The sequence below is a fragment of the Obesumbacterium proteus genome, assembly GCF_001586165.1.
GTDB lineage: Bacteria > Pseudomonadota > Gammaproteobacteria > Enterobacterales > Enterobacteriaceae > Hafnia > Hafnia protea.
In genome coordinates this window covers 4,765,419-4,787,365 of the sequence record NZ_CP014608.1, presented here as the reverse complement: position 1 = coordinate 4,787,365, position 21,947 = coordinate 4,765,419, and the positions used below count along the sequence as shown (strand labels likewise).

General features: G+C 47.6%; 19 protein-coding genes, 1 tRNA gene and 3 pseudogenes. 16 read left to right on the top strand and 7 right to left on the bottom strand.

The features are described from left to right. Positions 1-58 precede the first annotated feature (58 nt). Positions 59-394, bottom strand: a complete 336-nt coding sequence (gene fliE, locus DSM2777_RS22375) for a flagellar hook-basal body complex protein FliE (RefSeq protein WP_061555186.1) — start codon at positions 392-394, stop codon at positions 59-61. A gap of 273 nt (positions 395-667) precedes the next feature. Here fliE and fliF point away from each other — a divergent pair. The 14 genes and pseudogenes from fliF (at position 668) to DSM2777_RS22305 (ending at position 13,240) form a co-directional block, all read left to right on the top strand. Next, positions 668-2,370, top strand: a pseudogene (fliF, locus tag DSM2777_RS22370) (flagellar basal-body MS-ring/collar protein FliF). After that, on the top strand, positions 2,367-3,353 hold the full coding sequence (fliG, locus tag DSM2777_RS22365) for a flagellar motor switch protein FliG (RefSeq protein WP_061555184.1): 987 nt from the start codon (positions 2,367-2,369) through the stop codon (positions 3,351-3,353). The pseudogene fliF and the gene fliG overlap by 4 nt, the downstream one beginning before the upstream one ends. After that, positions 3,346-4,041 carry a flagellar assembly protein FliH gene (locus tag DSM2777_RS22360; RefSeq protein WP_064645392.1) on the top strand — a complete coding sequence of 232 codons (696 nt, stop codon included), beginning with the start codon at positions 3,346-3,348 and terminating at the stop codon, positions 4,039-4,041. Before fliG ends, DSM2777_RS22360 begins: the two co-directional genes overlap by 8 nt. Beyond that, the gene (gene fliI / locus DSM2777_RS22355; RefSeq protein WP_046459210.1) at positions 4,041-5,417 is read left to right on the top strand and encodes a flagellar protein export ATPase FliI; all 1,377 of its coding nucleotides are present in this window, start codon (positions 4,041-4,043) and stop codon (positions 5,415-5,417) included. The genes DSM2777_RS22360 and fliI overlap by 1 nt, the downstream gene beginning before the upstream one ends. Before the next feature lie 15 nt (positions 5,418-5,432). Further along, complete coding sequence (gene fliJ / locus DSM2777_RS22350; RefSeq protein ID WP_064645391.1) at positions 5,433-5,882, top strand: flagellar export protein FliJ; 450 nt, start codon at positions 5,433-5,435, stop codon at positions 5,880-5,882. Further along, complete coding sequence (locus tag DSM2777_RS22345; protein ID WP_061555183.1) at positions 5,879-7,087, top strand: flagellar hook-length control protein FliK; 1,209 nt, start codon at positions 5,879-5,881, stop codon at positions 7,085-7,087. The genes fliJ and DSM2777_RS22345 overlap by 4 nt, the downstream gene beginning before the upstream one ends. 140 nt (positions 7,088-7,227) lie before the next feature. After that, positions 7,228-7,719, top strand: a complete 492-nt coding sequence (fliL, locus tag DSM2777_RS22340; protein ID WP_061555182.1) for a flagellar basal body-associated protein FliL — start codon at positions 7,228-7,230, stop codon at positions 7,717-7,719. A 5-nt stretch (positions 7,720-7,724) separates the two neighbouring features. Beyond that, complete coding sequence (fliM, locus tag DSM2777_RS22335) at positions 7,725-8,723, top strand: flagellar motor switch protein FliM (protein ID WP_061555181.1); 999 nt, start codon at positions 7,725-7,727, stop codon at positions 8,721-8,723. A gap of 6 nt (positions 8,724-8,729) precedes the next feature. After that, positions 8,730-9,134, top strand: coding sequence for a flagellar motor switch protein FliN (gene fliN / locus DSM2777_RS22330; RefSeq protein ID WP_046459206.1), 405 nt, complete (start codon positions 8,730-8,732; stop codon positions 9,132-9,134). Continuing rightward, positions 9,134-9,544 carry a flagellar biosynthetic protein FliO gene (fliO, locus tag DSM2777_RS22325; RefSeq protein WP_061555180.1) on the top strand — a complete coding sequence of 137 codons (411 nt, stop codon included), beginning with the start codon at positions 9,134-9,136 and terminating at the stop codon, positions 9,542-9,544. The genes fliN and fliO overlap by 1 nt, the downstream gene beginning before the upstream one ends. Positions 9,545-9,546: 2 nt before the next feature. After that, positions 9,547-10,296, top strand: a complete 750-nt coding sequence (gene fliP / locus DSM2777_RS22320; RefSeq protein ID WP_130985530.1) for a flagellar type III secretion system pore protein FliP — start codon at positions 9,547-9,549, stop codon at positions 10,294-10,296. 12 nt (positions 10,297-10,308) lie between these two features. Continuing rightward, the gene (fliQ, locus tag DSM2777_RS22315; RefSeq protein ID WP_046459203.1) at positions 10,309-10,578 is read left to right on the top strand and encodes a flagellar biosynthesis protein FliQ; all 270 of its coding nucleotides are present in this window, start codon (positions 10,309-10,311) and stop codon (positions 10,576-10,578) included. Positions 10,579-10,580: 2 nt separating this feature from the next. Further along, positions 10,581-11,366 carry a flagellar biosynthetic protein FliR gene (gene fliR / locus DSM2777_RS22310; protein ID WP_046459202.1) on the top strand — a complete coding sequence of 262 codons (786 nt, stop codon included), beginning with the start codon at positions 10,581-10,583 and terminating at the stop codon, positions 11,364-11,366. A 185-nt stretch (positions 11,367-11,551) separates the two neighbouring features. Further along, positions 11,552-13,240 (top strand): methyl-accepting chemotaxis protein, encoded by a 1,689-nt coding sequence (locus DSM2777_RS22305; protein ID WP_061555178.1) that lies wholly within the window; start codon positions 11,552-11,554, stop codon positions 13,238-13,240. Positions 13,241-13,802: 562 nt separating this feature from the next. Here DSM2777_RS22305 and DSM2777_RS22300 read toward each other — a convergent pair. Beyond that, positions 13,803-15,776 carry an AAA family ATPase gene (locus tag DSM2777_RS22300; RefSeq protein ID WP_061555177.1) on the bottom strand — a complete coding sequence of 658 codons (1,974 nt, stop codon included), beginning with the start codon at positions 15,774-15,776 and terminating at the stop codon, positions 13,803-13,805. Between the two features lie 24 nt (positions 15,777-15,800). Then, positions 15,801-16,510, bottom strand: a pseudogene (locus tag DSM2777_RS22295) (phage integrase); the annotation flags it as partial. Between DSM2777_RS22295 and DSM2777_RS23985 the strand changes: the two are divergent. Then, positions 16,500-16,684: pseudogene (locus DSM2777_RS23985) on the top strand (ogr/Delta-like zinc finger family protein); the annotation flags it as partial. The pseudogenes DSM2777_RS22295 and DSM2777_RS23985 overlap by 11 nt on opposite strands. Before the next feature lie 58 nt (positions 16,685-16,742). On the opposite strand, the gene DSM2777_RS22290 reads toward DSM2777_RS23985, so the two are convergent. Next, positions 16,743-16,818, bottom strand: a tRNA-Ile gene (locus DSM2777_RS22290). 139 nt (positions 16,819-16,957) lie between these two features. Between DSM2777_RS22290 and mug the strand changes: the two genes are divergently transcribed. Beyond that, entirely contained in the window at positions 16,958-17,455 is a 498-nt protein-coding gene (mug, locus tag DSM2777_RS22285; protein WP_061555176.1) for a G/U mismatch-specific DNA glycosylase, read from the top strand. 69 nt (positions 17,456-17,524) lie between these two features. On the opposite strand, the gene rpoD is transcribed toward mug, so the two are convergent. The 3 genes from rpoD to rpsU form a co-directional block, all read right to left on the bottom strand. Then, positions 17,525-19,357 carry an RNA polymerase sigma factor RpoD gene (rpoD, locus tag DSM2777_RS22280; protein ID WP_025799013.1) on the bottom strand — a complete coding sequence of 611 codons (1,833 nt, stop codon included), beginning with the start codon at positions 19,355-19,357 and terminating at the stop codon, positions 17,525-17,527. Positions 19,358-19,616: 259 nt separating this feature from the next. Continuing rightward, on the bottom strand, positions 19,617-21,365 hold the full coding sequence (gene dnaG / locus DSM2777_RS22275) for a DNA primase (protein WP_046459199.1): 1,749 nt from the start codon (positions 21,363-21,365) through the stop codon (positions 19,617-19,619). A gap of 214 nt (positions 21,366-21,579) precedes the next feature. Then, on the bottom strand, positions 21,580-21,795 hold the full coding sequence (gene rpsU / locus DSM2777_RS22270) for a 30S ribosomal protein S21 (RefSeq protein ID WP_001144069.1): 216 nt from the start codon (positions 21,793-21,795) through the stop codon (positions 21,580-21,582). Positions 21,796-21,947: the final 152 nt, after the last annotated feature.

Sequence of the window (21,947 nt, the reverse complement as noted above, 5' to 3'; positions counted from 1 at the left end):
CCCGTGGGCAATGCGGGATTAGCGTTGTGAAGCCTGATAATGAATGCAGGATTCTCGGTTATACCGCCATGTTCATGATTTCTTGGTAAGCACTGACCATTTTATTACGTACCTGGATGCCCAGATTGAGCGCAATAGATGACTTTTGCATCGAAACCATAACATCGTTCAGGCCGATATCTGATGTGCCCTTAATATAATCCTGAGCCTGCGTTCTGGCTGTACTGCGAACATCATTAATATTATTGATGCTGTCAAATAATAGTGAGGAGAATAAAACTGAATCGCTATTACTTTGTGCGGGTTTTAGTGGGTTGCTATTGCCGGTGGCGGAAATCTGTTGCGCCTGAAACTGAATCTGTTCCAGAATGCCACCCATTGATTGAATAGACATTAATAATCCTATTATTTTCCAGCAATAATCTGCTGGCTGTATTTCCCTTGTTAGTATTAGTTTATCACGGCACTGCAAGTTCGAAATAAACTAATAAGTCGACAGAAGTTTCAGCTTATTGGAGGTTAAGAATATCCTCTCATACCCTATAATGCGCGGTTGAAACATCAGTGGGTGAGATATCTCGCCGCAGCATTTTCTGTGAAAACCAAACCGGAATGCTTATTCGCAATATTGCGTCCACATTGCGTCATTTTTTTACAGGACTACGGCATGAATGCCACCACGAACGGTATTAAAAAAATAATATAACGAATGTTATGACTGCTTTTGAGCGCATTCGTGCCAATCCTAAAATAGCGTTAGCTGTTTCTGCGGCGGCAGCTATTTCAATTATTGTTGCATTCACTTTGTGGATTCAATCGCCAAGCTATCGTGTGCTGTTTAGTAATATCAGCGATCAGGATGGCGGCGCTATTGTCACTCAGTTAACACAGATGAATGTGCCATATCGCTTTGATGAACGTGGCGGTGCCATTATGGTTCCTGCCGATAAAGTCTATGAAGCGCGTTTACAGCTTGCCCAGCAGGGTTTGCCAAAAGGCGGAGCGATTGGTTTTGAATTGCTGGACCAAGAAAAGTTTGGTATCAGCCAATTCAGTGAGCAAGTGAACTTCCAGCGTGCACTTGAAGGCGAGCTTTCACGAACCATTGAAACCATCGGTTCTGTGCGCAGTGCGCGTGTGCATCTTGCGATGCCGAAACCGTCATTATTTGTGCGTGAAGAAAAGCAGCCGACCGCCTCCGTGACTGTCCATTTGGATAATGGCCGCACTATGGATGCGGGGCAGGTGAGCGCCATTTCTTATCTCATCTCTAGCGCGGTTCCGGGCCTGAATGCCGACCATGTCACCATTGTCGATCAGACCGGGCGTCTGCTGTCGCAAAAAGGTGATCAGGTGCAGCAGACGTCGCGCTTGAAATATACCAGCGAAGTCGAAACCGATTTCCAGCGCCGTATTCAGGCCATTCTGACACCGATTGTTGGCAGCCAGAACGTGCATGCGCAGGTGACCGCACAGATTGACTTCACCACCCATGAACAAACAGCCGAGCAGTTCCAGCCGAACTCCGCTCCGGAAAAAATGTCGATTCGCAGCCGTCAGACTAGCGATGCGCAACAGGGCGGCGCGAGCAGTGTCGGTGGTGTCCCAGGCGCATTAAGCAATCAGCCACCGACACCGGCGGCGGCCCCTCTGACGCAACCTGCAGGGACGGCAACCCCACCGGCTGGAAATCAGCCAGCGGCGGGCGCGGGTAATACTCCGGCGGCAACGAATGCACCGGCCACGACTATCCCGTTCAACTCGAATAAAGACGCGACCACCAACTATGAGCTGGATCGCACGCTGACGCACATTAAGCGCAGCACCGGCAGCATCGAGCGCTTATCCGTGGCGGTGGTTATCAACCATTTGCAGGATAAAGACGGTGCGCTGGTGCCGTTAACCAAAGATCAGATGGCGCAGGTCAACGCTCTGGTGAAAGAAGCGATTGGCTATTCCGAAGCGCGCGGTGACACGCTCAACATCGTGAACTCAGCCTTCAGCACTGCTGATGATGAGATAAGCCCGCCGCTGTGGAAGCAGCCGGAAATGATCGACCTGTTCTTCGCCATCATCCGTTATTTGCTGATTGGTATTGTCGCCTTCATGTTGTGGCGCAAAGCTGTGCAGCCAGCTTGGCTACGTCATCAGGAACTGGCATTACAGCGCCTTGAACTGGAGAAAGAAGCACGCCAAGCCAAGATTGATGAACTGGTTCGTAAGAATGAGAGCAGCGCAAAAGCGAAAGCTCAGGCGCGAGTGGATACGGAAGTCGGTTCGCAGAATCTGCGTGAAATGGCAGAAAAAGATCCGCAGACAATCGCGCTTGTTATGCGCCAATGGTTGAATAAGGAACTGAAAGCAGAATGAATGCCTCAGAGAAAAGCGCCGTCGTCATGTTGACGTTGGGTGACGAACGGGCAGCGGAGGTGTTTAAACACCTCTCTACCCGCGAAGTGACCCAAATCAGTACCGCGATGATCAGCATGAGTGGCTTTACCTATGAGCAGCTTTCCAGCGTGCTGGGTGAGTTTCAAAACGACTTCAGCGAAGTGGCTGCACTCAACCTTAATACCAACGAATACCTGCGCAGCGTGCTGGTTAAAGCGATGGGCGAAGAGCGTGCGGCGAGCCTACTTGAAGACTTGCTGGATGTGGAAGATGGGAACAGCGGTATTGAAGCGCTCAACTTTATGGATGCGCAGGCCGTTTTCGACCTTATCCGCGAAGAGCACCCGCAGATTATTGCCACTATCTTGGTGCATCTGAAGCGCAATCAGGCTGCCGATGTACTGGCGAAATTCGACGAACGCGAGCGCAACGACATTATGCTGCGTATCGCCACCTTTGGTGGTGTACAGCCAGCAGCACTTCATGAACTGACGGAAGTGCTGAACAATCTGCTTCACGGCCAAAACCTCAAACGCAGCAAAATGGGTGGTGTTCGTCCTGCGGCTGAAATTCTCAACCTGATGAAATCGCAGCAGGAAGATGCTGCCATTGAAGCGGTACGTGAATTTGACAACGAGCTGGCACAGAAAATTATTGATGAAATGTTCCTGTTCGAAAACCTCATCGAAATGGAAGACCGCAGCATTCAGCGTATCTTGCAAGAAATTGATAACGAGATGCTGATCGTCGCCCTGAAAGGTTCGGATCAGCCGCTACGCGACAAGTTCTTCCGCAATATGTCGAGACGTCAGGCGGATATCATGCTGGAAGACCTCAACTCCCGTGGCCCGGTACGTATGTCTCAGGTCGAAGGCGAACAGAAAAACATCCTGTTGATTGTTCGTCGTTTAGCGGAAAGCGGCGAGATTGTGTTGGGTGGCGGGGAAGATATCTATGTCTGATAAAACGCTACAGTGGAAAAGCTGGCAGCCTCAGGATCTACTGAACGATTTTAATCCGGTAGAACTGACCGTCGCAGAACCGATTGCGCCGGAAAGCAACTATCAGTCCGATGAGTTACTGCAGGCGGAGTTGGCGCGTATTCGCCAGCAGGCGGAACAAAAAGGGTTTGCTCAGGGGCAGGCTCGTGGCTTGGAAGAAGGCAAGCAGCAGGGGTATCAGGAAGGGCTGGCGCTCGGTAAAAAAGAGGGCCTGGCGCAGGCGCTGCAACAGCAGAACCAAACCGTTACCCGCATGACCAATCTGTTTGAGACGTTTAAAACGGCGCTGGATAATCTCGATAGCGTGATCCCATCGCGGTTGGTACAGCTTTCTCTTTCGGCGGCGCGCTCTATCGTGGGGAAAACCATTGCCTATGACAACACCATCCTGCTGGAGAAGATTAAACAGCTGCTCAAAGAAGAGAGCCTGCTTAAAGGTGAAGTTCAGCTTTGGGTAAGTGAAGACGACTTGGCGCTGGTGGCGGAACATCTTCGCTCCACCTTAGATTCACTGGGCTGGGAGCTGCGCGGCGATGACGATATTTTACCGGGCGGCTGCCGGATCACCTCGGTGGAAGGTGAAATTGACGCTACGGTGACTACACGTTGGGAAGAGCTTTGCCAGATAACCAGAGAGGACTATCTCTGATGGCAGCTCGCCTGAAAAAATGGCTGGAATCTATCGACAGCCAAGAACAAAAAATTACCACACTTCAGCCTAGCCGACATTACGGCAAACTGACTCGCGCGGCGGGTCTGGTGATGGAGGCCATTGGCCTGCGCTTGCCAATTGGCACCTTGTGCATTGTCGAGCGAGATACCGGCACCAGCATTGCCAAAGTTGAAAGTGAAGTGGTGGGGTTTAACGGTCAGGTGCTTTATCTGATGCCGCTTGAGAACGTCGACGGCATTTTACCCGGCGCTCGGGTTTACGCACTGGAAAGCGGTGTCGGGCTGAGACAAGGCAAGCAGTTGCCGCTCGGACCGGAGCTTCTGGGCCGCGTTCTTGATGCGAGCGCCCGACCGTTGGATGGGCTTCCTGCCCCTAGCCATCAGCACCGTGACACTTTATTTACCGCTCCGATGAACCCACTGGCGCGCGATCCGATTAAAAATGTGCTGGATGTGGGCGTGCGGGCGATCAATGGCCTGCTTACCGTCGGACGCGGTCAGCGTATGGGCCTGTTTGCCGGTTCCGGCGTAGGTAAAAGCGTCCTGCTGGGCATGATGGCGCGTTACACCAAAGCCGATGTGATTGTCGTTGGGCTGATCGGTGAACGCGGGCGTGAAGTAAAAGACTTTATCGATAATATCCTCGGCAAAGAAGGTCTAAGTCGTTCCGTGGTGGTTGCGGCTCCGGCGGATGTTTCTCCGGTTTTACGTATGCAAGGGGCGGTCTATGCCACGCGTATTGCAGAGGATTTTCGCGAACGCGGCATGAACGTCCTGTTGATTATGGATTCCCTGACCCGCTATGCGATGGCGCAGCGTGAAATCGCGTTGGCCATCGGTGAGCCACCTGCCACCAAAGGCTATCCGCCTTCCGTATTTGCGAAGCTGCCCGCGCTGGTGGAACGTACCGGTAACGGCGAGAAAGGGGGCGGCTCGATCACTGCTTTTTATACCGTGCTGACGGAAGGGGACGATCAACAAGATCCGATCGCTGACTCCGCACGTGCCATTCTGGATGGCCACATTGTGCTTTCGCGCCGTCTGGCGGAGTCGGGGCATTATCCGGCTATCGATATTGAAGCATCCATCAGCCGTGCGATGACGGAGCTTATCGACGAAGAGCATTATCGAAAAGTCCAAAACTTCAAACAGTTACTTTCTGCGTATCAACGTAACCGTGACCTTATCAGCGTCGGAGCCTATGCCGCAGGCAGCGATCCTCTTCTGGATAAAGCCATTGCCCTTTACCCAGAGCTTGAAGCTTTCCTCCAGCAGTCTATTCACGAAAACTGCGGCTACGAAGATTCTACCGAGCAACTGGAAAAGATCTTTTCTTCGTGCCCCAAACCCTAAGAGGGAGATGAATACATGGCCACGATCAGCCCGATGGATGTGTTACGCGACCTTGCTCAGCAGAAACTCGACGACACGACCAGCCATCTGGGAAAAGTACAGCAGGATTACTCACGTGCGGTGACGCAGCTCGAACAGCTGGAAGCGTATGAGCTGGAGTACCAGCAGACCCTGCAATCAAACATGGCCAATAAAGGCATTTCGGTGGTCGACTGGGTGAACCATCAGTCGTTTATTGATTCGCTTGGCAAAGTGGTGTTTCAGCACACAGGGCATGTCACGCAGTGCAAGAAATCGGTGGATTTAGCCCTGTCGTCTTGGCGCAGCGATAAGCAGCGTTTGAACTCGTTTGACACGCTAAAAAGCCGAGCAGAAGAGGTACGGACTCTGAAAGAGAACCGTCAGGAACAAAAATTGATGGATGAGTTTGCGCAGCGCGCCAGTCTAGGGAAGAAAGTTTTATGATAACCAATATTTTATCACTGCCAACGGCCGGAAAGGCGACGGCGAATCAGCCTGCATCCGGGGCCGAAGCTGGCGGTGATTTTGCCTCTTTGCTTGAAGGGCAGATGAAACCGTCCCGCAAACCGGCACATCACGAAACCACGGCCCAGCCCGCCCCGTTGCCGGAAGATGCTCTGGTAAATGTGCTGCCTGCGTTACCTGAAGACATGATCACGTTGCCTAGCGAGCTGCCGGGTAAACCGCTGCAGGAGGGTAGTGAAGATCCTACCGTGGGGCAGATTGACCTCCCAACGTTGCCTGTTGATTCACGGCTGGCGCATTTGCAAAACCTCGTGATGCAGGTGGATACCGCCGCTGCTGGACAGGAGCTCCCCGCTGCCGGACAGGAAACCGCCATGGCTGTTACTGATGTCGAGGGAAGGAAAACCGCGCTGTCGGAGATCACTCAGGCGATGTTTACCACCCGACAGAATACCCGTGCGGGCGCTGGCGGCCCCCCTACCGCTGCGGCGCTGGCTAAAAACGTGTCACAGGTTGTGATCCCGAATAATAAAGAAGAGGCTGAACCCGCTGCTTTATTGGTTCCGACGAAAGTTGAAGAGTCTGAGCCGCTGGCTACGATGTTTAAACCTGTCGACATGCCTGCGGCAACCGGCGAGCGCTCCTCATCGTTTGTGCCTGTAACGAGCGTCACCCATACCGCACCGACGATGCAACAGGCGTCTCATGCGACGGCGACCCCGGTGACTACGGTGCCAGCACCGGTGTTAACACAGGAACTGGGCTCTCCCGCTTGGCAGCAGGCATTAAGCCAGCAGGTCAGCATGTTCACGCGTAACGGAATTCATAACGCTGAAATACGCTTAAATCCGGCGGAACTTGGCGTGATAAAAATTAACCTGCGTATGAACAGCGATCAGGCAAACTTGCACTTTGTTAGTGAAAACCATCAGGTTCGTGCGGTGCTGGAAGCGGCAATGCCACAATTACGGACATCACTTGCCGAGTCGGGCATTAACCTCAATGCGGGCAGCGTGGGCAGCGACTCAACACAGTCGTGGGACGGTTCCTCGCACTATAACGAGGCGCATGGGCAAGCCTCTCGTGACGATAAAATATCTGATGACCGACACGTTGCAGAGGATGATCGAGAGGTTCATTCCCCGGTTATTCGACTCAATAGCGGAATAAATACATTTGCCTGATGATTAATTTTATTCGTCCGCTTGCCGTCACTAATTTCACTTATTCACTGAATTGTCCCAGTGTCTGTCTGTAATAGAATACCCCCCCTCATTCGGGTAGTCTGTTTCAGGACCATAGTTTTTTTACAAGGGTTTGCATAATGTCAAAAAGGAATAAAAATGACGCTGGTTCTGGGAAAAAGAACACTTTAGTTATTTTTCTTCTCATGCTGCTGGTCGTCGGTGCTTGCGGTATGGCGGGTTATACGTTTTATGAAATGAATAAAATGAAAAAAGATGATGGCGCGGGAGAAGTTAAAAAAGTTGTCGTCGCTGTTCCTATGTATATCCCATTAGATACGTTTACCGTCAGTCTTAAACCTGTGGCTCGTCAGCCCGATCGTGTTCTTTATATTGGTTTAACTCTGCGGGTGAAAGATGATGACGCAAAAGCGTTAGTCGAAAAGTTTTTACCTGAAATTCGCAGCCGCTTATTAATGCTTTTCTCGCAGCAAACATTTGACGTTTTATCTACCGATGAAGGCAAACAACACCTGACGATAAAAATTAAAGATGCTGTCAACCAGCCTCTTGCAGCTAATCACAGTGCAGGCGTTACTGATGTTCTATATAACGCATTCATCCTACGGTAAATTCTATGTCTGATAGTATATTGTCACAGGCGGAAATTGATCGCCTGCTGAACGGCGGAAGTAATAGCGAAAGCGAGGATAAGGTCGAATATTCTACGCTGGATGAAGGAATTAAGCCTTACGATCCTAATATTCAGCGCCGCGTAATTCGTGATCGTCTGCAGTCTCTGGAAATTATCAACGAGCGCTTTGCACGCCAGTTCCGTATCGGGTTGTTTAACTTGCTACGTCGTAGCCCGGATATTACCGCTGGCAATATTAAAATTCAGCCTTACCACGAGTTTGCACGAAACCTGTCGGTGCCGACCAACCTAAATCTCGTGCACATGAATCCGTTACGAGGCACTGCGCTGTTTGTGTTCTCGCCTAATTTGGTATTCATGGCCGTTGACAGCCTATTTGGTGGTGACGGTCGTTTTCCAACAAAAGCCGATGGGCGTGAATTTACGCCGACTGAACAGCGCATTATCGAACGTATTCTCTCGATGGCACTGGAGGCATATGACTATGGCTGGAGTTCAGTTTACAAACTGAAAACAGAATATGTCCGTTCGGAAGTGCAGGTTAAATTTACCAATATAACTTCATCACCAAATGACATTGTTGTAACGACACCGTTCTCGGTGGAAATTGGTGCCCATGTTGGTGAGTTCGATATTTGTATACCCTTTAGTATCATTGAGCCTCTACGTGAATTACTGACGAATCCGCCGGTAGAGAATTCAAAGCAAGAAGATGCTCAGTGGCATAATATCTTGGTTGATCAGGTACGGAATACCGAATTAGAAATGGTTGCTAACTTTGCAGAGATTAATACCCGGCTGTCACGTGTTCTCAAACTTAAAGCAGGCGATATTATTCCAATTGATAAGCCAGATACCCTCGAGGCATTTATTGATGGTGTGCCAGTGTTGTCGGGTAAATATGGCAGTGTGAATAATCAGTACGCCCTTAAAGTAGAACGCATCAAAAGCACCACTTTAGCGAATTTTAAAAAGGAGTAGTACCTAATGAGTGACACCACACCATCATCTGACGCTGACAAACAATCCATAGACGATCTGTGGGGCGATGCCATGAACGAGCAGCAGTCGGCTGAGAATAATGGCGCGGCGCCGCTTAGCGCACATGATCACCTAGCTGCACATCTATCTCAGGATCTGGATTTAATTCTGGATATCCCGGTTAAAATGACCGTGGAATTAGGCCGAACTAAAATGACCATTAAAGAATTACTGCGCTTAAGCCAGGGTTCGGTCGTTGCACTAGAAGGTTTGGCCGGTGAGCCGCTGGATATTTTGATCAATGGTTATTTGATTGCTCAGGGCGAAGTTGTGGTTGTATCGGACAAGTTCGGTATTCGTATTACAGACATTATTACGCCGTCTGAACGTATGCACCGTTTGAGCAGATAATGAATCCGCAGAATACAACCGCTATCCAAACCACGCCCTCAACGATCGACTCAGGTACGCCGGGTTCCATTCTCTTCAATGTCGGAGGCTCGCTGGCTCTGGTATTGCTGTTGATTGCCGCGATCGCTTGGGTTGCCCGCCGTGCCGGATTCCGCACTCAGGGCGGTAAATCATCGGCGCTGCTAACGGTTAAATGCAGCCAGTCGCTGGGGCAGCGTGAGCGCGTAGTGATTGTTGAAGCCGACGATAAATGGTTTCTCCTTGGCGTCACACCCACCAATATCAACTGCCTTGCCACGCTGAACAAGCAAAGCGACAGTGACGAAGTGGCTAGCTCGCCGTTGTCCGGTGATTTCCAGAACGTATTGCTGAATATGCTGAAAAAACGCAAACCGGAGTCGCCACAATGAGCGTGCGTCGTTGGACGACTTTATCCCTCGCGGCGCTGCTGGGTTTAGGCTTGCTGGCTCCGGTACACGAGGCTTGGGCCGCGAACAGCGATTTATTGATCTCGCGTTCTGGGAACGGTGAAAACTGGTCGCTGCCGTTACAAACTCTGGTGCTGCTCACCTCATTGACGTTTTTACCCGCCGTATTGCTGATGATGACCGGTTTTACCCGCATCATCATCGTGCTGGGGTTGTTACGAAACGCACTGGGTACGCCTTCCACTCCACCGAATCAGGTGTTGCTTGGGCTGGCGCTGTTTTTAACCTTCTATGTGATGTCGCCGGTATTCAATCAGGTGTACAACGATGCCTGGCTGCCGTTATCCGAAGATAAGATCAGTATGGAAACCGCGCTGGAAAAAGCGGCGGGGCCGATGCGTACCTTTATGTTGCAGCAAACGCGTGAATCGGATTTAGCTCTCTATTCACGCCTAGCGAAGGCCGAGAATTTTGCCACGCCCGATGATGTTCCTATGCGTATTCTGCTTCCCGCCTTTGTCACCAGCGAACTGAAAACAGGGTTCCAGCTTGGTTTTACGGTATTTATTCCGTTCCTGATAATCGACTTGGTGGTTGCTAGTGTGCTGATGGCGCTGGGGATGATGATGTTGCCGCCTGCGACAATTTCTTTGCCGTTCAAGCTGATGCTGTTTGTCCTAGTCGATGGCTGGGGGCTGTTGATGGGCTCGCTTGCCCAAAGCTTTTTTAGCTGAGCAGAATAAATTATGACACCAGAAAGCGTAATGGCGATGGGGTTTCAGGCGGTGAAAGTTGGCCTGATGATTGCGACACCGTTACTGATGGCTGCCCTGTTTACGGGCTTAATCATCAGTATTCTTCAGGCGTCTACGCAAATTAATGAAATGACCCTTTCTTTTATCCCAAAAATTCTAGCCATTATTTTGGTGACGATTATGCTTGGGCCGTGGATGCTAAGTATTTTCCTCGATTATATGCGGACACTATTTAGCAACTTACCGTATATCATCGGGTAATTATGCTGCCCATTTCCGTTGATAGTCTCTATTCCCAAATTAGCCATGTCTTTTGGCCAGCGCTAAGAATCTTAGCGCTGTTCACGACGGCCCCCATTTTTAGTGCCACCGAAATAAATAAAAAAACTAAAGTGGGTTTGGCGTTAATCATTGCATTTTTAATTAGCCAAAACTTGCCTGACAGTCATCATATTATTTTCGCTTGGAGTGGTATCGGATTAGCTGCACAGCAACTGATTATCGGTGCGGCAATGGGCATCACCGTACAGCTTATTTTTGTTATGGTGAGAACCGCCGGTGAAATTATGGGGCTGCAAATGGGGCTATCGTTCGCCACATTTTTTGACCCATCCGGCGGACAGAACATGCCGGTGATTGCCAGGATATTAAACCTGCTGGCCACGTTACTTTTTCTCTCTCTCAATGGGCACCTATGGCTATTAACCATTATTAATGAAAGTTTTGTGGTTTTGCCAATAGGTGGCAGTACATTGAATAGTGAGGGTTTTTTCTTCTTGGCACAAAGTGCAGGGTTGATTTTCAAACACGGATTAATGCTCGGTTTACCGATTGTTACGCTGTTATTAGCGATCAACTTTACGTTGGGTTTGCTTAACCGTCTTACACCACAGCTTTCTATTTTCGTCATTGGTTTTCCGCTGACGCTGACGGTAGGTATGGGCGCTTTGGCGTTGGAAATGTATACCTTTGCACCATTCTTTGAAAATAGCTTGAGAGATATTTTCGATCTTCTTTCTCGCATTATTCTGATGTTTGCTAGTCGTTAGTATCTGCTATTTCATGAAATTGTATGTGATGAGTTAAATAGGTTGCTAAGCGTCGGTAACCAGTAAAGGTTTAGAAGTAAATAAAAGTAAAAATTATCATTTTTGTATCAATGTAAATAATTTATCCAACAGTTTTTTTTTCATCATCCGATATTAGTTATATGTCCAACAAGGAGGGGTGCATTATGCTATCTCGAGTCAGTATAATTAAGTGTTTCATGATTTCTCTGGTTGTGTTTGCTGTACTGCAAATTGCATCAGGTGGGTTTGTTTTTAATATTATTACTAGCGCTGAAGATAGTTTTTCTACACAGCAAACGATTAATAATGAAGAGTCAGAGCTTAATGCATCCTGGATTTCACTGCTGCAAATGAGAAACACATTGAATCGTGCTGGCTCTCGTTTTTTAGTGATGCAAAGCGGTGGGGCTGCGACCGCAGTTTCCGTCAATGAGTTGATGGTAGAAGCAAAGAAACATCTGGCTGCGGTTGATAAAAGTTGGAAAACTTATCAGTCGCTGCCACGCGGTTCAGGGCAAAGTGAGAATCTGTCGAGTGATATTGATCGCGCATATGACACTTTCCATGCCGCACTGGTTGAGCTGGTCCAACTGCTTGAAGCGGGCAATATTACCGCTTTCCTCGATCAGCCTACGCAAAAATATCAGGACGATTTTGAGCGTACCTATATGAATTATCGGGCTGATAACAATCGTATCAACGCGGAAGCGATTGTTGCCAACCAAAACTCTCATAGCCTGGCGACCACCATTTTACTTTCGGTGATCATCGCGACTGTCACCATGACGATTGGTATGTGGTTTGGGATGCAGAAAATCTTGGTTGCCCCGCTGAAAAGTCTGCTTGGCAGCATTCTCTATGTTGCCGATGGCGATTTAACCCATGAAGTTGAAGTTGAAGGTACCAACGAAATGGGGCAGCTTGCAGCTGGCCTGAGAGATATGCAGTCAGCTCTGGTTAAAGCCGTGAGCAACGTGCGCAGCAGTGCTAATTCGATCTACGCGGGTGCGAACGGGATCGCCGTAGATAACACCAATTTGTCCTCCCGTACTGAGCAGCAGGCTGCGGCGTTAGAAGAAACGGCCGCGAGCATGGAAGAATTGACCGCGACGGTGAAACAGAACGCCGATAACGCTTCGCAGGCTAGCCAGCTTGCACTGAGTACATCCGAAATCGCCCAGCGTGGCGGCAAGGTTGTAGATAATGTGGTGAATACCATGAACGGTATTGCCCAGAGTTCACAGAAGATCGCCGATATCACGAGTGTTATCGATAGTATCGCTTTCCAGACGAATATCCTGGCACTGAATGCCGCGGTGGAAGCGGCTCGTGCCGGTGAGCAGGGGCGTGGTTTTGCGGTGGTAGCGAGTGAAGTTCGTAATCTGGCACAGCGTAGTGCAGAAGCCGCGAAAGAGATCAAAGCGCTGATTGACGATTCTGTCGAGAAGGTAGAAGTCGGTTCATCACTGGTGGAAACCGCCGGTGAAACGATGAGTGAGATTGTCGGCTCCGTGACCCGTGTTACCGATATTATGAGTGAGATTGCTTCCGCTTCTGATGAGCAGAGCCGTGGGGTTGAGCAGGTTGCCCAAGCGGTATCTGAGATGGATCAGGTCACCCAGCAGAACGCCTTGCTGGTTGAAGAATCCGCGGCAGCGGCAGCGGCACTGGAAGAACATGCAGGCCGACTGATGCAGGCTGTTTCGGTGTTCACCCTCAAGGATAACCAGCGAGTTCAAATGCCAGAGCCAAAAGTGGTTAAAGCAGTGGTTAAACCGAAGCCGAAGGCGGAACCTGTGATGGAAACACGCCCAGCGAAAGTGGATGACAATGAGGAGTGGGAGACGTTTTAACATCCCGTCTCTGCTACTGCTCCAGTTTGCCTGGTGGGTATTGCCCGGTGGCGTTTCGCTTACCGGGTCTACCCCCCGATATCCTATCTTCACTCTGCTGTAGGCGGGATAGCAAAAAATGTGCTGGATGTAGAAAAAAAGCCGCTTAGCGGCTTTTTTTTCGCCCTGAGAAAGTGGGGGATGCCTGTCATTAGAAGGGACAAAATAAAATGGGCGGACAAAAAGGGGACACTACCCCCCTAGAAACAAAAAAGCCACCTCGAAAGAAGTGGCCTAACTGACTGAATCTAAAACTAAAATTTGGTGGCCCCTGCTGGACTTGAACCAGCGACCAAGCGATTATGAGTTCCTACTGTAACAACGAATAATCAATACTTTACTTTATTTATCATTTAGATAGGTTGAATTTTTTGCCGGAGATTACCTGTTTTAGCCATTTAATTTATATTGCCACTTTATCGCCATTTAGCTATGCCTAAACAACTCTCACCTCTTATCTAACTAAGAGGTGAGAGAACTCAGTGTTAACCCCTCTTTTTTGTGTATAAGAAAGGGGAAGGGGTTATTCGAAAAAGCTCCTTATCTCTTCGATCCACGCTGGTGTAGGAGTATTTATACCTTTTTTCTCTTTTAGATATTTATCAATGGAGATATATTTTTTCGCAAAAGCATATTTTATACCTTCTGTATTGAAAAACTTATCTAATATAATCTCTTCTTTAGGGCGTAAATCCATAGTGTAATAAGAATTTAAATTAGTTTCAGAATCTTTCTCTCCTAATAATAGCTCATCTAAATATTCAAATTGCTCATGATTGTGTATAAAGTGTAGCAAAGCGCTAATAAAAATTGAGCCATTAAGGCAATTTTCAATTTCTGTCGGTGGAGAAACTTTATTGGAGTGTATATCTACTAGTGTTGTAGTGTTTGTCACCGGATCGTTAATGACGCGCTTGCATTTTATTTTTTCTATTTGATTTACGTGATAGTTTATAAGCTCCCTATCAGTGTCTGATAGCAAAAAAACTTTCCCTTTGATATCCTTTCGAAGATCATCATGGCTAGCCTCTAATAATTGAAATATTTTTTTTACTTCTTTAGCACCGCCAACAGGTACTATTCTCAATTTTTTTGTTTCAACTAAGTCACGAAGGTAATAACCAAGATACAGTTTTTCTGTCGAACCTTCACAAATTAACCAATTATATGGCTCTTCTGAAAGTGTACTAGATATTATTGATTGAATTAAATCATTTGTACTCTTTAACCGGATATCATAAGGCATTCGATTTTTTGATTCAGTATTTTTCTTTTTTATTTCTTCACGATAACCAGCTAAATCATATAATGCAAAGTGATGGGTGAGGTTTTCTTTTATAATCGATGTTGAACATCCATCCTCTACTGTAGGTAGATATCCATACCAATGCGTTGTAAATATCAATTGGCGGCAATTTCTGCTTATTTGATATAAATTATCAAATTGTTCAAAACATGCTGACATATGGAGGGAACACTCAGGTTCATCAATGCCTATTATTAATTTGTCTCCATTTTCACGATGGTTTGTTAAAAAACCGTGAGCTATATCAATGATGGCTCTTTGTTTTTCACCAGAGCTTAATGAGTTTATTTCGATCCAATTCGATGAGTCTCTTTTGTTAAGTTTTCTTATTCTAAAAAATGCATCGATAATTAAGTTATATATATCTCTTCTTTTAAGGTTTTGCTGTCTATCGCCTGATGTTCTATAACTATATACTTGTAGTTCATTTTCAATTTGAGATATAAATGAATTTAACTCTGTATTTATTTTAGATATTATATCACTAGGGATTTTTTCCTTGATAATCTGCTCAAGGCTTTCGCCCATAAGTTTTTGTATCTCACTAGTTTCAAGTTTTGTGAAAGTTTCAGGATCTATATCTTTTGGTATATAAATAAATTCGTATTCTTCTTTTAGAAACATTGATAATGCGTAAAAATTATGAATAAGACCTATGGTTGTTAATCTATTATTTTCAATGTATTCCTCATCGAGGTTCAGCATTTCCGTAAGTTGCTTGCAATTTAACATTGAGATGCTTGGATTTCCCGATGAATCATGCCCCAAGGGAATGATGAAAAAATCATCTACCTTATTGTTTCTTATTATTTTATCTATATGTTCCATGAAGGCATTAACAAGCGGTCTGGTTGTTGGTGTCATTGGTGTGCCGCTACTTTTTTCATCAAAATTAAGTGTGAGCTCCGTTAAACGACTTGCTGTTTCATGAAACCTTTCTGGTAGTTCCTCCTTTCTAATCATAAATACTGGAACTATATGAGAGCCTGCCGTATTTGCTGATGCCTTTTTTAGTCCAGTGTTAATATTCCAGCTCTTTCCGTTAAAGAATGAGTCTAATGATTCTAAAATTGAACTTTTGCCTATCCCATTGTTTCCGATTAATCCGCAAAAATTGCTCCCACTAGAAAGCGGAATATAGTTTGTACCACTGTATGTTTTAAAGTATCTTAAAAAAATTCCAATTATCATTATAAAATCTCCAATATTATTTTTTCACAATTCAGCTGTTAGAGTCGTATGTGCAGTAGCCATTGATGATAAAGGATTTAACTTTACCGCATCTTCTAAATGATCAGGAGCAAAGTGTGCATATCGCATGGTCATTTTAATGTCTGTATGGCCGAGTACACGCTGTAAGACCAGAATATTACCACCATTCATCATAAAGTGGCTGGCGAAGGTGTGGCGCAATACGTGAGTAAGTTGTCCTGCTGGTAATTCGATGCCTGTTCTTTCCAATGCAGATCGGAACGCGCCATAACAATCACTAAATAACCGACCTTTTTTATCATCAGGCAAAGAGTCATAAAGCTCTTTGCTAATGGGTACGGTGCGGTTTTTTCTACCTTTTGTATTGGTATAAGTGATCTTGTATTTTGCGAGCTGGCTTTTCCTTAGCCCTCAGACCAACGTGCGCCGGTGGCAAGGCAAATTCTAACTACCATTTCTAAATCTGGATGGTCATGGCGTTTGCACTCTGCGAGCAGCAGTGCAATTTGTTCTTGAGTTAGCCAAGCCATTTCTTCGGTGCGGAAAGGGCGCATATTTTTTAGCGGATTTTCACCTTTCCACTCTCCGAGGTGATTTAGCTCATTGAACACAGCCCGGAAGTAAGCTAGCTCAAGATTCAACGTTCGAGGTGATACCTCTTTTACCCTATTTGAACGGGCGTATTCACCTTTTAATCTTTTTTCCCGATATCTAAGCAAAAATACAAAGAGCGCTATCATCAGTGCCAGAATATTAATTGTAGCTGTACCTTTATCACTATGGAGAGCATGGAACGATTTATCGTGACGTTAGGAAACATAAATCCTGCTCCACCGCATCCTGTTAGTGGTGCAATAGACCGCCATTTTACCGTCACTGAAAAGTAGATACAAAAAAGCCACTTCATAAGAAGTGGCTTAAATGACTGAATCTAAATCTAAAATTTGGTGGCCCCTGCTGGACTTGAACCAGCGACCAAGCGATTATGAGTCGCCTGCTCTAACCACTGAGCTAAGGGGCCGAGTGGCGGGGATTATAGAGTAAAAGCGGGCATGAGATCCAGTAGCTTTGTGGCGGTTGCAGCTTTTTTGAGCATAGCTAGATCATTGTAATTTCTGTAAGATCTTAGTCATTCGTAAATTGAATAGGATGTAAGACAGATGCTTCAGGACATAATAGCTCCCGACCTTCGTGTCATTTTTTGTGGGATTAACCCGGGATTAAGTTCGGCGCATCAGGGATTTCATTTTGCTAATCCGACAAATCGCTTCTGGAAAGTTATTCATCTGGCGGGATTCACTCAGCGTCAGCTAGCTCCACAGGATGAGCAGCATTTATTGGATACCGGCTGTGGTATCACGGCGTTAGTTTCTCGCCCAACCGTCACGGCCGCGGAAGTGACGCGTGAAGAGCTACGTGCGGGCGGTGACGCGCTTGAGCAGAAGATCTTGCGCTATCAGCCGCAATCTATCGCCATCCTTGGTAAACAGGCGTACACGCAGGCATTTGGCATTCGCAAGGTGGAGTGGGGTCGCCAAGAGAAGACGATTGGGAAAACTCAAATTTGGGTACTGCCAAACCCGAGTGGATTGAGCCGCATCACCGTTGATGAACTGGTGGCGAGCTATCGGGTTCTCAATGATGCGCTTGGCCAATAAGCGATGATATTGATGCAATAAAAAACCCGCACGAAGCGGGTTTTTATGTTTAACGCGATGTGGAAGAAATTAATCGTCCAAGAAGCTGCGTAATACTTCAGAACGGCTTGGGTGACGCAGTTTGCGCAGTGCCTTCGCTTCGATCTGACGAATACGTTCACGGGTAACGTCGAACTGTTTACCCACTTCTTCCAGAGTATGGTCAGTATTCATATCGATACCGAAACGCATACGCAGGACTTTCGCTTCACGCGCGGTCAGGCCAGACAGAACGTCACGTGTTGCAGAACGCAGGCTCTCGGAGGTTGCAGAGTCCAGCGGCAATTCAAGCGTGGTATCTTCAATGAAATCGCCCAGATGTGAATCTTCATCATCACCGATTGGGGTTTCCATTGAGATCGGCTCTTTTGCAATTTTCAGCACTTTGCGGATCTTGTCTTCTGGCATCATCATGCGTTCAGCCAGTTCTTCCGGCGTCGGCTCACGGCCCATCTCTTGCAGCATCTGACGGGAAATACGGTTGAGTTTGTTAATCGTCTCAATCATATGTACCGGGATACGGATGGTACGCGCCTGGTCCGCGATAGAACGGGTAATCGCCTGACGGATCCACCATGTTGCGTAGGTGGAGAACTTATAACCACGGCGATATTCAAACTTATCAACCGCTTTCATCAGACCGATGTTACCTTCCTGAATCAGATCCAGGAACTGAAGCCCACGGTTGGTGTATTTCTTCGCGATAGAAATAACCAGACGTAAGTTCGCCTCAACCATCTCTTTCTTCGCACGGCGTGCTTTAGCTTCGCCGATAGACATACGACGGTTGATGTCTTTAACCTGCTCGATAGTCAGACCGGTTTCTTCTTCGATCTGATGCAGTTTTTGCAGGCTGCGTTCAACATCTTCACGCACGTCTTTCAGCTTCTCGCCCCATGGCTTAGCCATAGCCAGCGCTGCTTCGAACCAAGTTGTGTTGGTTTCGTTGCCGGTGAACAGGGTGATGAAGTTTTTCTTCGGCATTTTGCTCTGTTCAACACACAGCTTCATGATCAGACGTTCTTGTGTACGAACGCGATCCATCATCTGACGCATGTTGTTGACCAGATAGTCAAACTGCTTAGGCACTAAACGGAACTGTTTGAAAACTTCAGAGAGATTCAGGATCTCTTCTGCTGCTTTCGCGTGGCTGCGGCCATGAGTTTTGATCGCAACACGTGTTTTTTCATACTGCTCACGCAGTTCAGAGAATTTCTGACGCGCCAGTTCAGGGTCGATGCTGTTGTCATCTTCGCTGTCGTCGTCTTCGTCTTCTTCTTCATCGTCGTCATTCAGATCTTCTGAAGAGAGCTCAGAACCGACGTTGGTCGCGGTTGGCGCCAGATCTTCTTCTGCGTTAGGGTCGACAAAACCGGTAATGATATCGGACAGACGCGCTTCTTCTGCCTCGACGCGATCATACTGTTCAAGCAGATAAGTAATTGCTTCAGGGTACTCGGCAACAGAGCACTGAACCTGATTGATACCGTCTTCGATACGTTTAGCGATGTCGATTTCGCCTTCACGGGTCAGAAGTTCAACGGTACCCATTTCACGCATATACATGCGGACGGGGTCAGTCGTGCGGCCGATCTCGGATTCTACGCTTGATAATACCTGCACAGCAGCTTCGGCAGCATCTTCGTCAGCAATGTTTTCTGCCAGCATCAAATCATCGGCGTCAGGTGCTTCTTCCATCACCTGAATACCCATGTCATTAATCATCTGGATGATGTCTTCGATCTGGTCGGAGTCGACGATATCTTCCGGCAGATGGTCATTGACCTCAGCATAGGTCAGGTAGCCTTGCTCCTTGCCCTTGGTAACAAGAAGTTTTAGCTGTGACTGCGGGTTTTGCTCCATAAGACGGTATCCACACTTCAGAGTTTAAATCGGTGTTGGGCAGCAGAACCGCCAACAATAACTGACACGGGTTTTTTTCATTGCGCGCCGCTCCCCGGTATTGCGGCATTATACGGGGGCTTGTCCCCGCTTTTCATCGGCACTTAAGCCGTAATTCAGTTTTTAATCGTTAACCTAATGTGTTGTCGGTTTGGGAAGTGTTTGCCATTCCTCGTTCACACTGGGTGGTACGATTAAAATAAATAGGTAATTTTGCTGATTAACTCTTTTTTGCTAATGCTTGGTTGAGTGCCCATAGTTCTCGTCGTTGATCGGCGTTTAGGCCTTGGGTTCGATCCAACGCGATGAGTTCTTCCTGACGTTGCTCGAGCATGGAGTCATACAGACTGCCTAATGTATCGACGAACGTTTGGTGAACCATGTCCTCAATAACCATGTGGTTCCAGGTTGCTAAAGTTTCAAGCTGTTGGGCATATTTATTATCACGGTATAGCTCAATCAACTGACCCGTTGTTAATCCTGGCTGCGCTAGGCAGGTTTCAACCAATTCTATAAATAATGGCAATCCAGGCAGTTGATGTTCCCTCAAGCCTTCAAGCGTAGGGACTTCAGCCGCCAGTGATGGATTTTGTACCAGTAATCCTATAAGTATACGCATAGTCGTGCGTTTTAGCTGAGGCTGCTGGTAACTATTTGCTGACTCGGCCTGCCGTGGCAGCAGTTTTTCAAGCTGGCTATCATCGAGAATGCCTAACTTCTGACCTAAAAACTGCCGTAGGTACAACCTTAGGGTTTCACCTGGGATCTGTCCAATCAGCGGCAAGGCCAAAGCACTCAGCTTAGTACGCCCATCGGGAGTACTCAAATCGACCTGCGGCATCAGCGTATCAAATAAGAATGCTGACAGCGGCTGGGCCTGTTCAATGCGTTGTTCAAATGCTGCGGTGCCTTCTTTGCGCACCAGCGTATCCGGGTCTTCACCATCGGGCAGGAACATAAACTTCAACTGCCGACCATCGGATAAAAACGGCAGCGCGGTTTCCAGCGCCCGCCATGCGGCTTCACGTCCGGCGTTATCGCCGTCGTAGCAGCACACCACGGTATCCGTGGTGCGGAACATCAGTTGAATGTGCTCGGATGTTGTCGAAGTCCCCAGCGAAGCGACGGCATAATCAATGCCGAACTGCGCGAGTGCCACCACATCCATATAACCTTCAACAACCAGCAACTTAGCCAATTCTGGATGGCGTTGCTGTGCTTCATACAGGCCGAAAAGCTGGCGACCTTTATGGAAAATATCTGTTTCGGGGGAGTTTAAGTATTTTGGCGTACCATCGCCCAATATACGGCCACCGAAAGCAATAACGCGTCCACGCTTATCGCGGATAGGGAACATCACGCGGTCGCGGAAGCGGTCGTAAGTTCGGCCATTGTCATTATTAACCAGCATACCGGCATCATTAAGCGCTGTGCGGCTTGCGAGATCGCGTCCAAAGCGTTTAAGCGCGTTATCCCAGCCCGGCGGTGCATAGCCGATAGCAAAGTGGTCGATGATTTCTTGGCTCAGTCCGCGCTGCATTAAATATTGCTGCGCTGATTGGCTGCTTGGTTGACGTAAAGCCTGCTGATAAAAAGCGCTAAGGCTATCCATCAACTGATACAGATTTTGACGCTGGTGACGCTCAATCTGGCTTGGACCGGTTCCTGCTTCGTAAGGAATTTCCAAACCTGCCATAGTGGCCAACTCTTCAACGCTCTCAACAAACTCAAGTCTGTCGTAGTTCATCAAGAAGTCGATGGCGTTACCATGGGCTCCACAGCCAAAGCAGTGGTAAAACTGTTTGTCCGCGTTCACGGTGAATGAAGGGGTTTTCTCGTTATGGAATGGACAGCAGGCATGATAGTTCTTGCCTTGCTTTTTTAACTTCACACGCGCATCGACCAGATCGACAATATCGGTCCGAGCTAGCAAGTCATTTATGAATACACGTGGGATTCGTCCTGCCATAAGCCCTTACATTTAGTCTGTTTGCGCGACTGCAAAAACCGCCAGCAGCGTTGACAATTTTTCAGCCTATAAACGAGAACAAGCCGCGCATTCCTTTCGGAAGGCACGGCCTTCGTATGTTACTGCACATCAAAATAGAGCTACTTAAAACACTACTCCGACAGACAACAACATGGTCTGTGGACCATTTGTTGGGGCTTTCACCCCGAACAAACTAGTACAGACGGGTGCGACGTGCGTTTTCGCGAGCCAGTTTCTTGGCGTGACGTTTTACTGCAGACGCTTTTGCGCGTTTACGTTCGGTAGTCGGTTTTTCATAGAATTCACGACGACGAACTTCAGCTAAAACGCCCGCTTTCTCGCATGAACGTTTGAAGCGACGCAGAGCTACGTCGAACGGCTCGTTTTCACGTACTTTAATTACCGGCATGTGCCTCTCACCTCGATATAAATCGGTCTTTTCGCTGACCTAGTGTCAGCTGTTCAAAAATGGTGCGGAATTTTAATCCGAACAGCACCGCTTTGTAAAGCAATGATGCGCTAATGTCCACAGGATTCTGACTATCAAGTTGTTAAACCAAG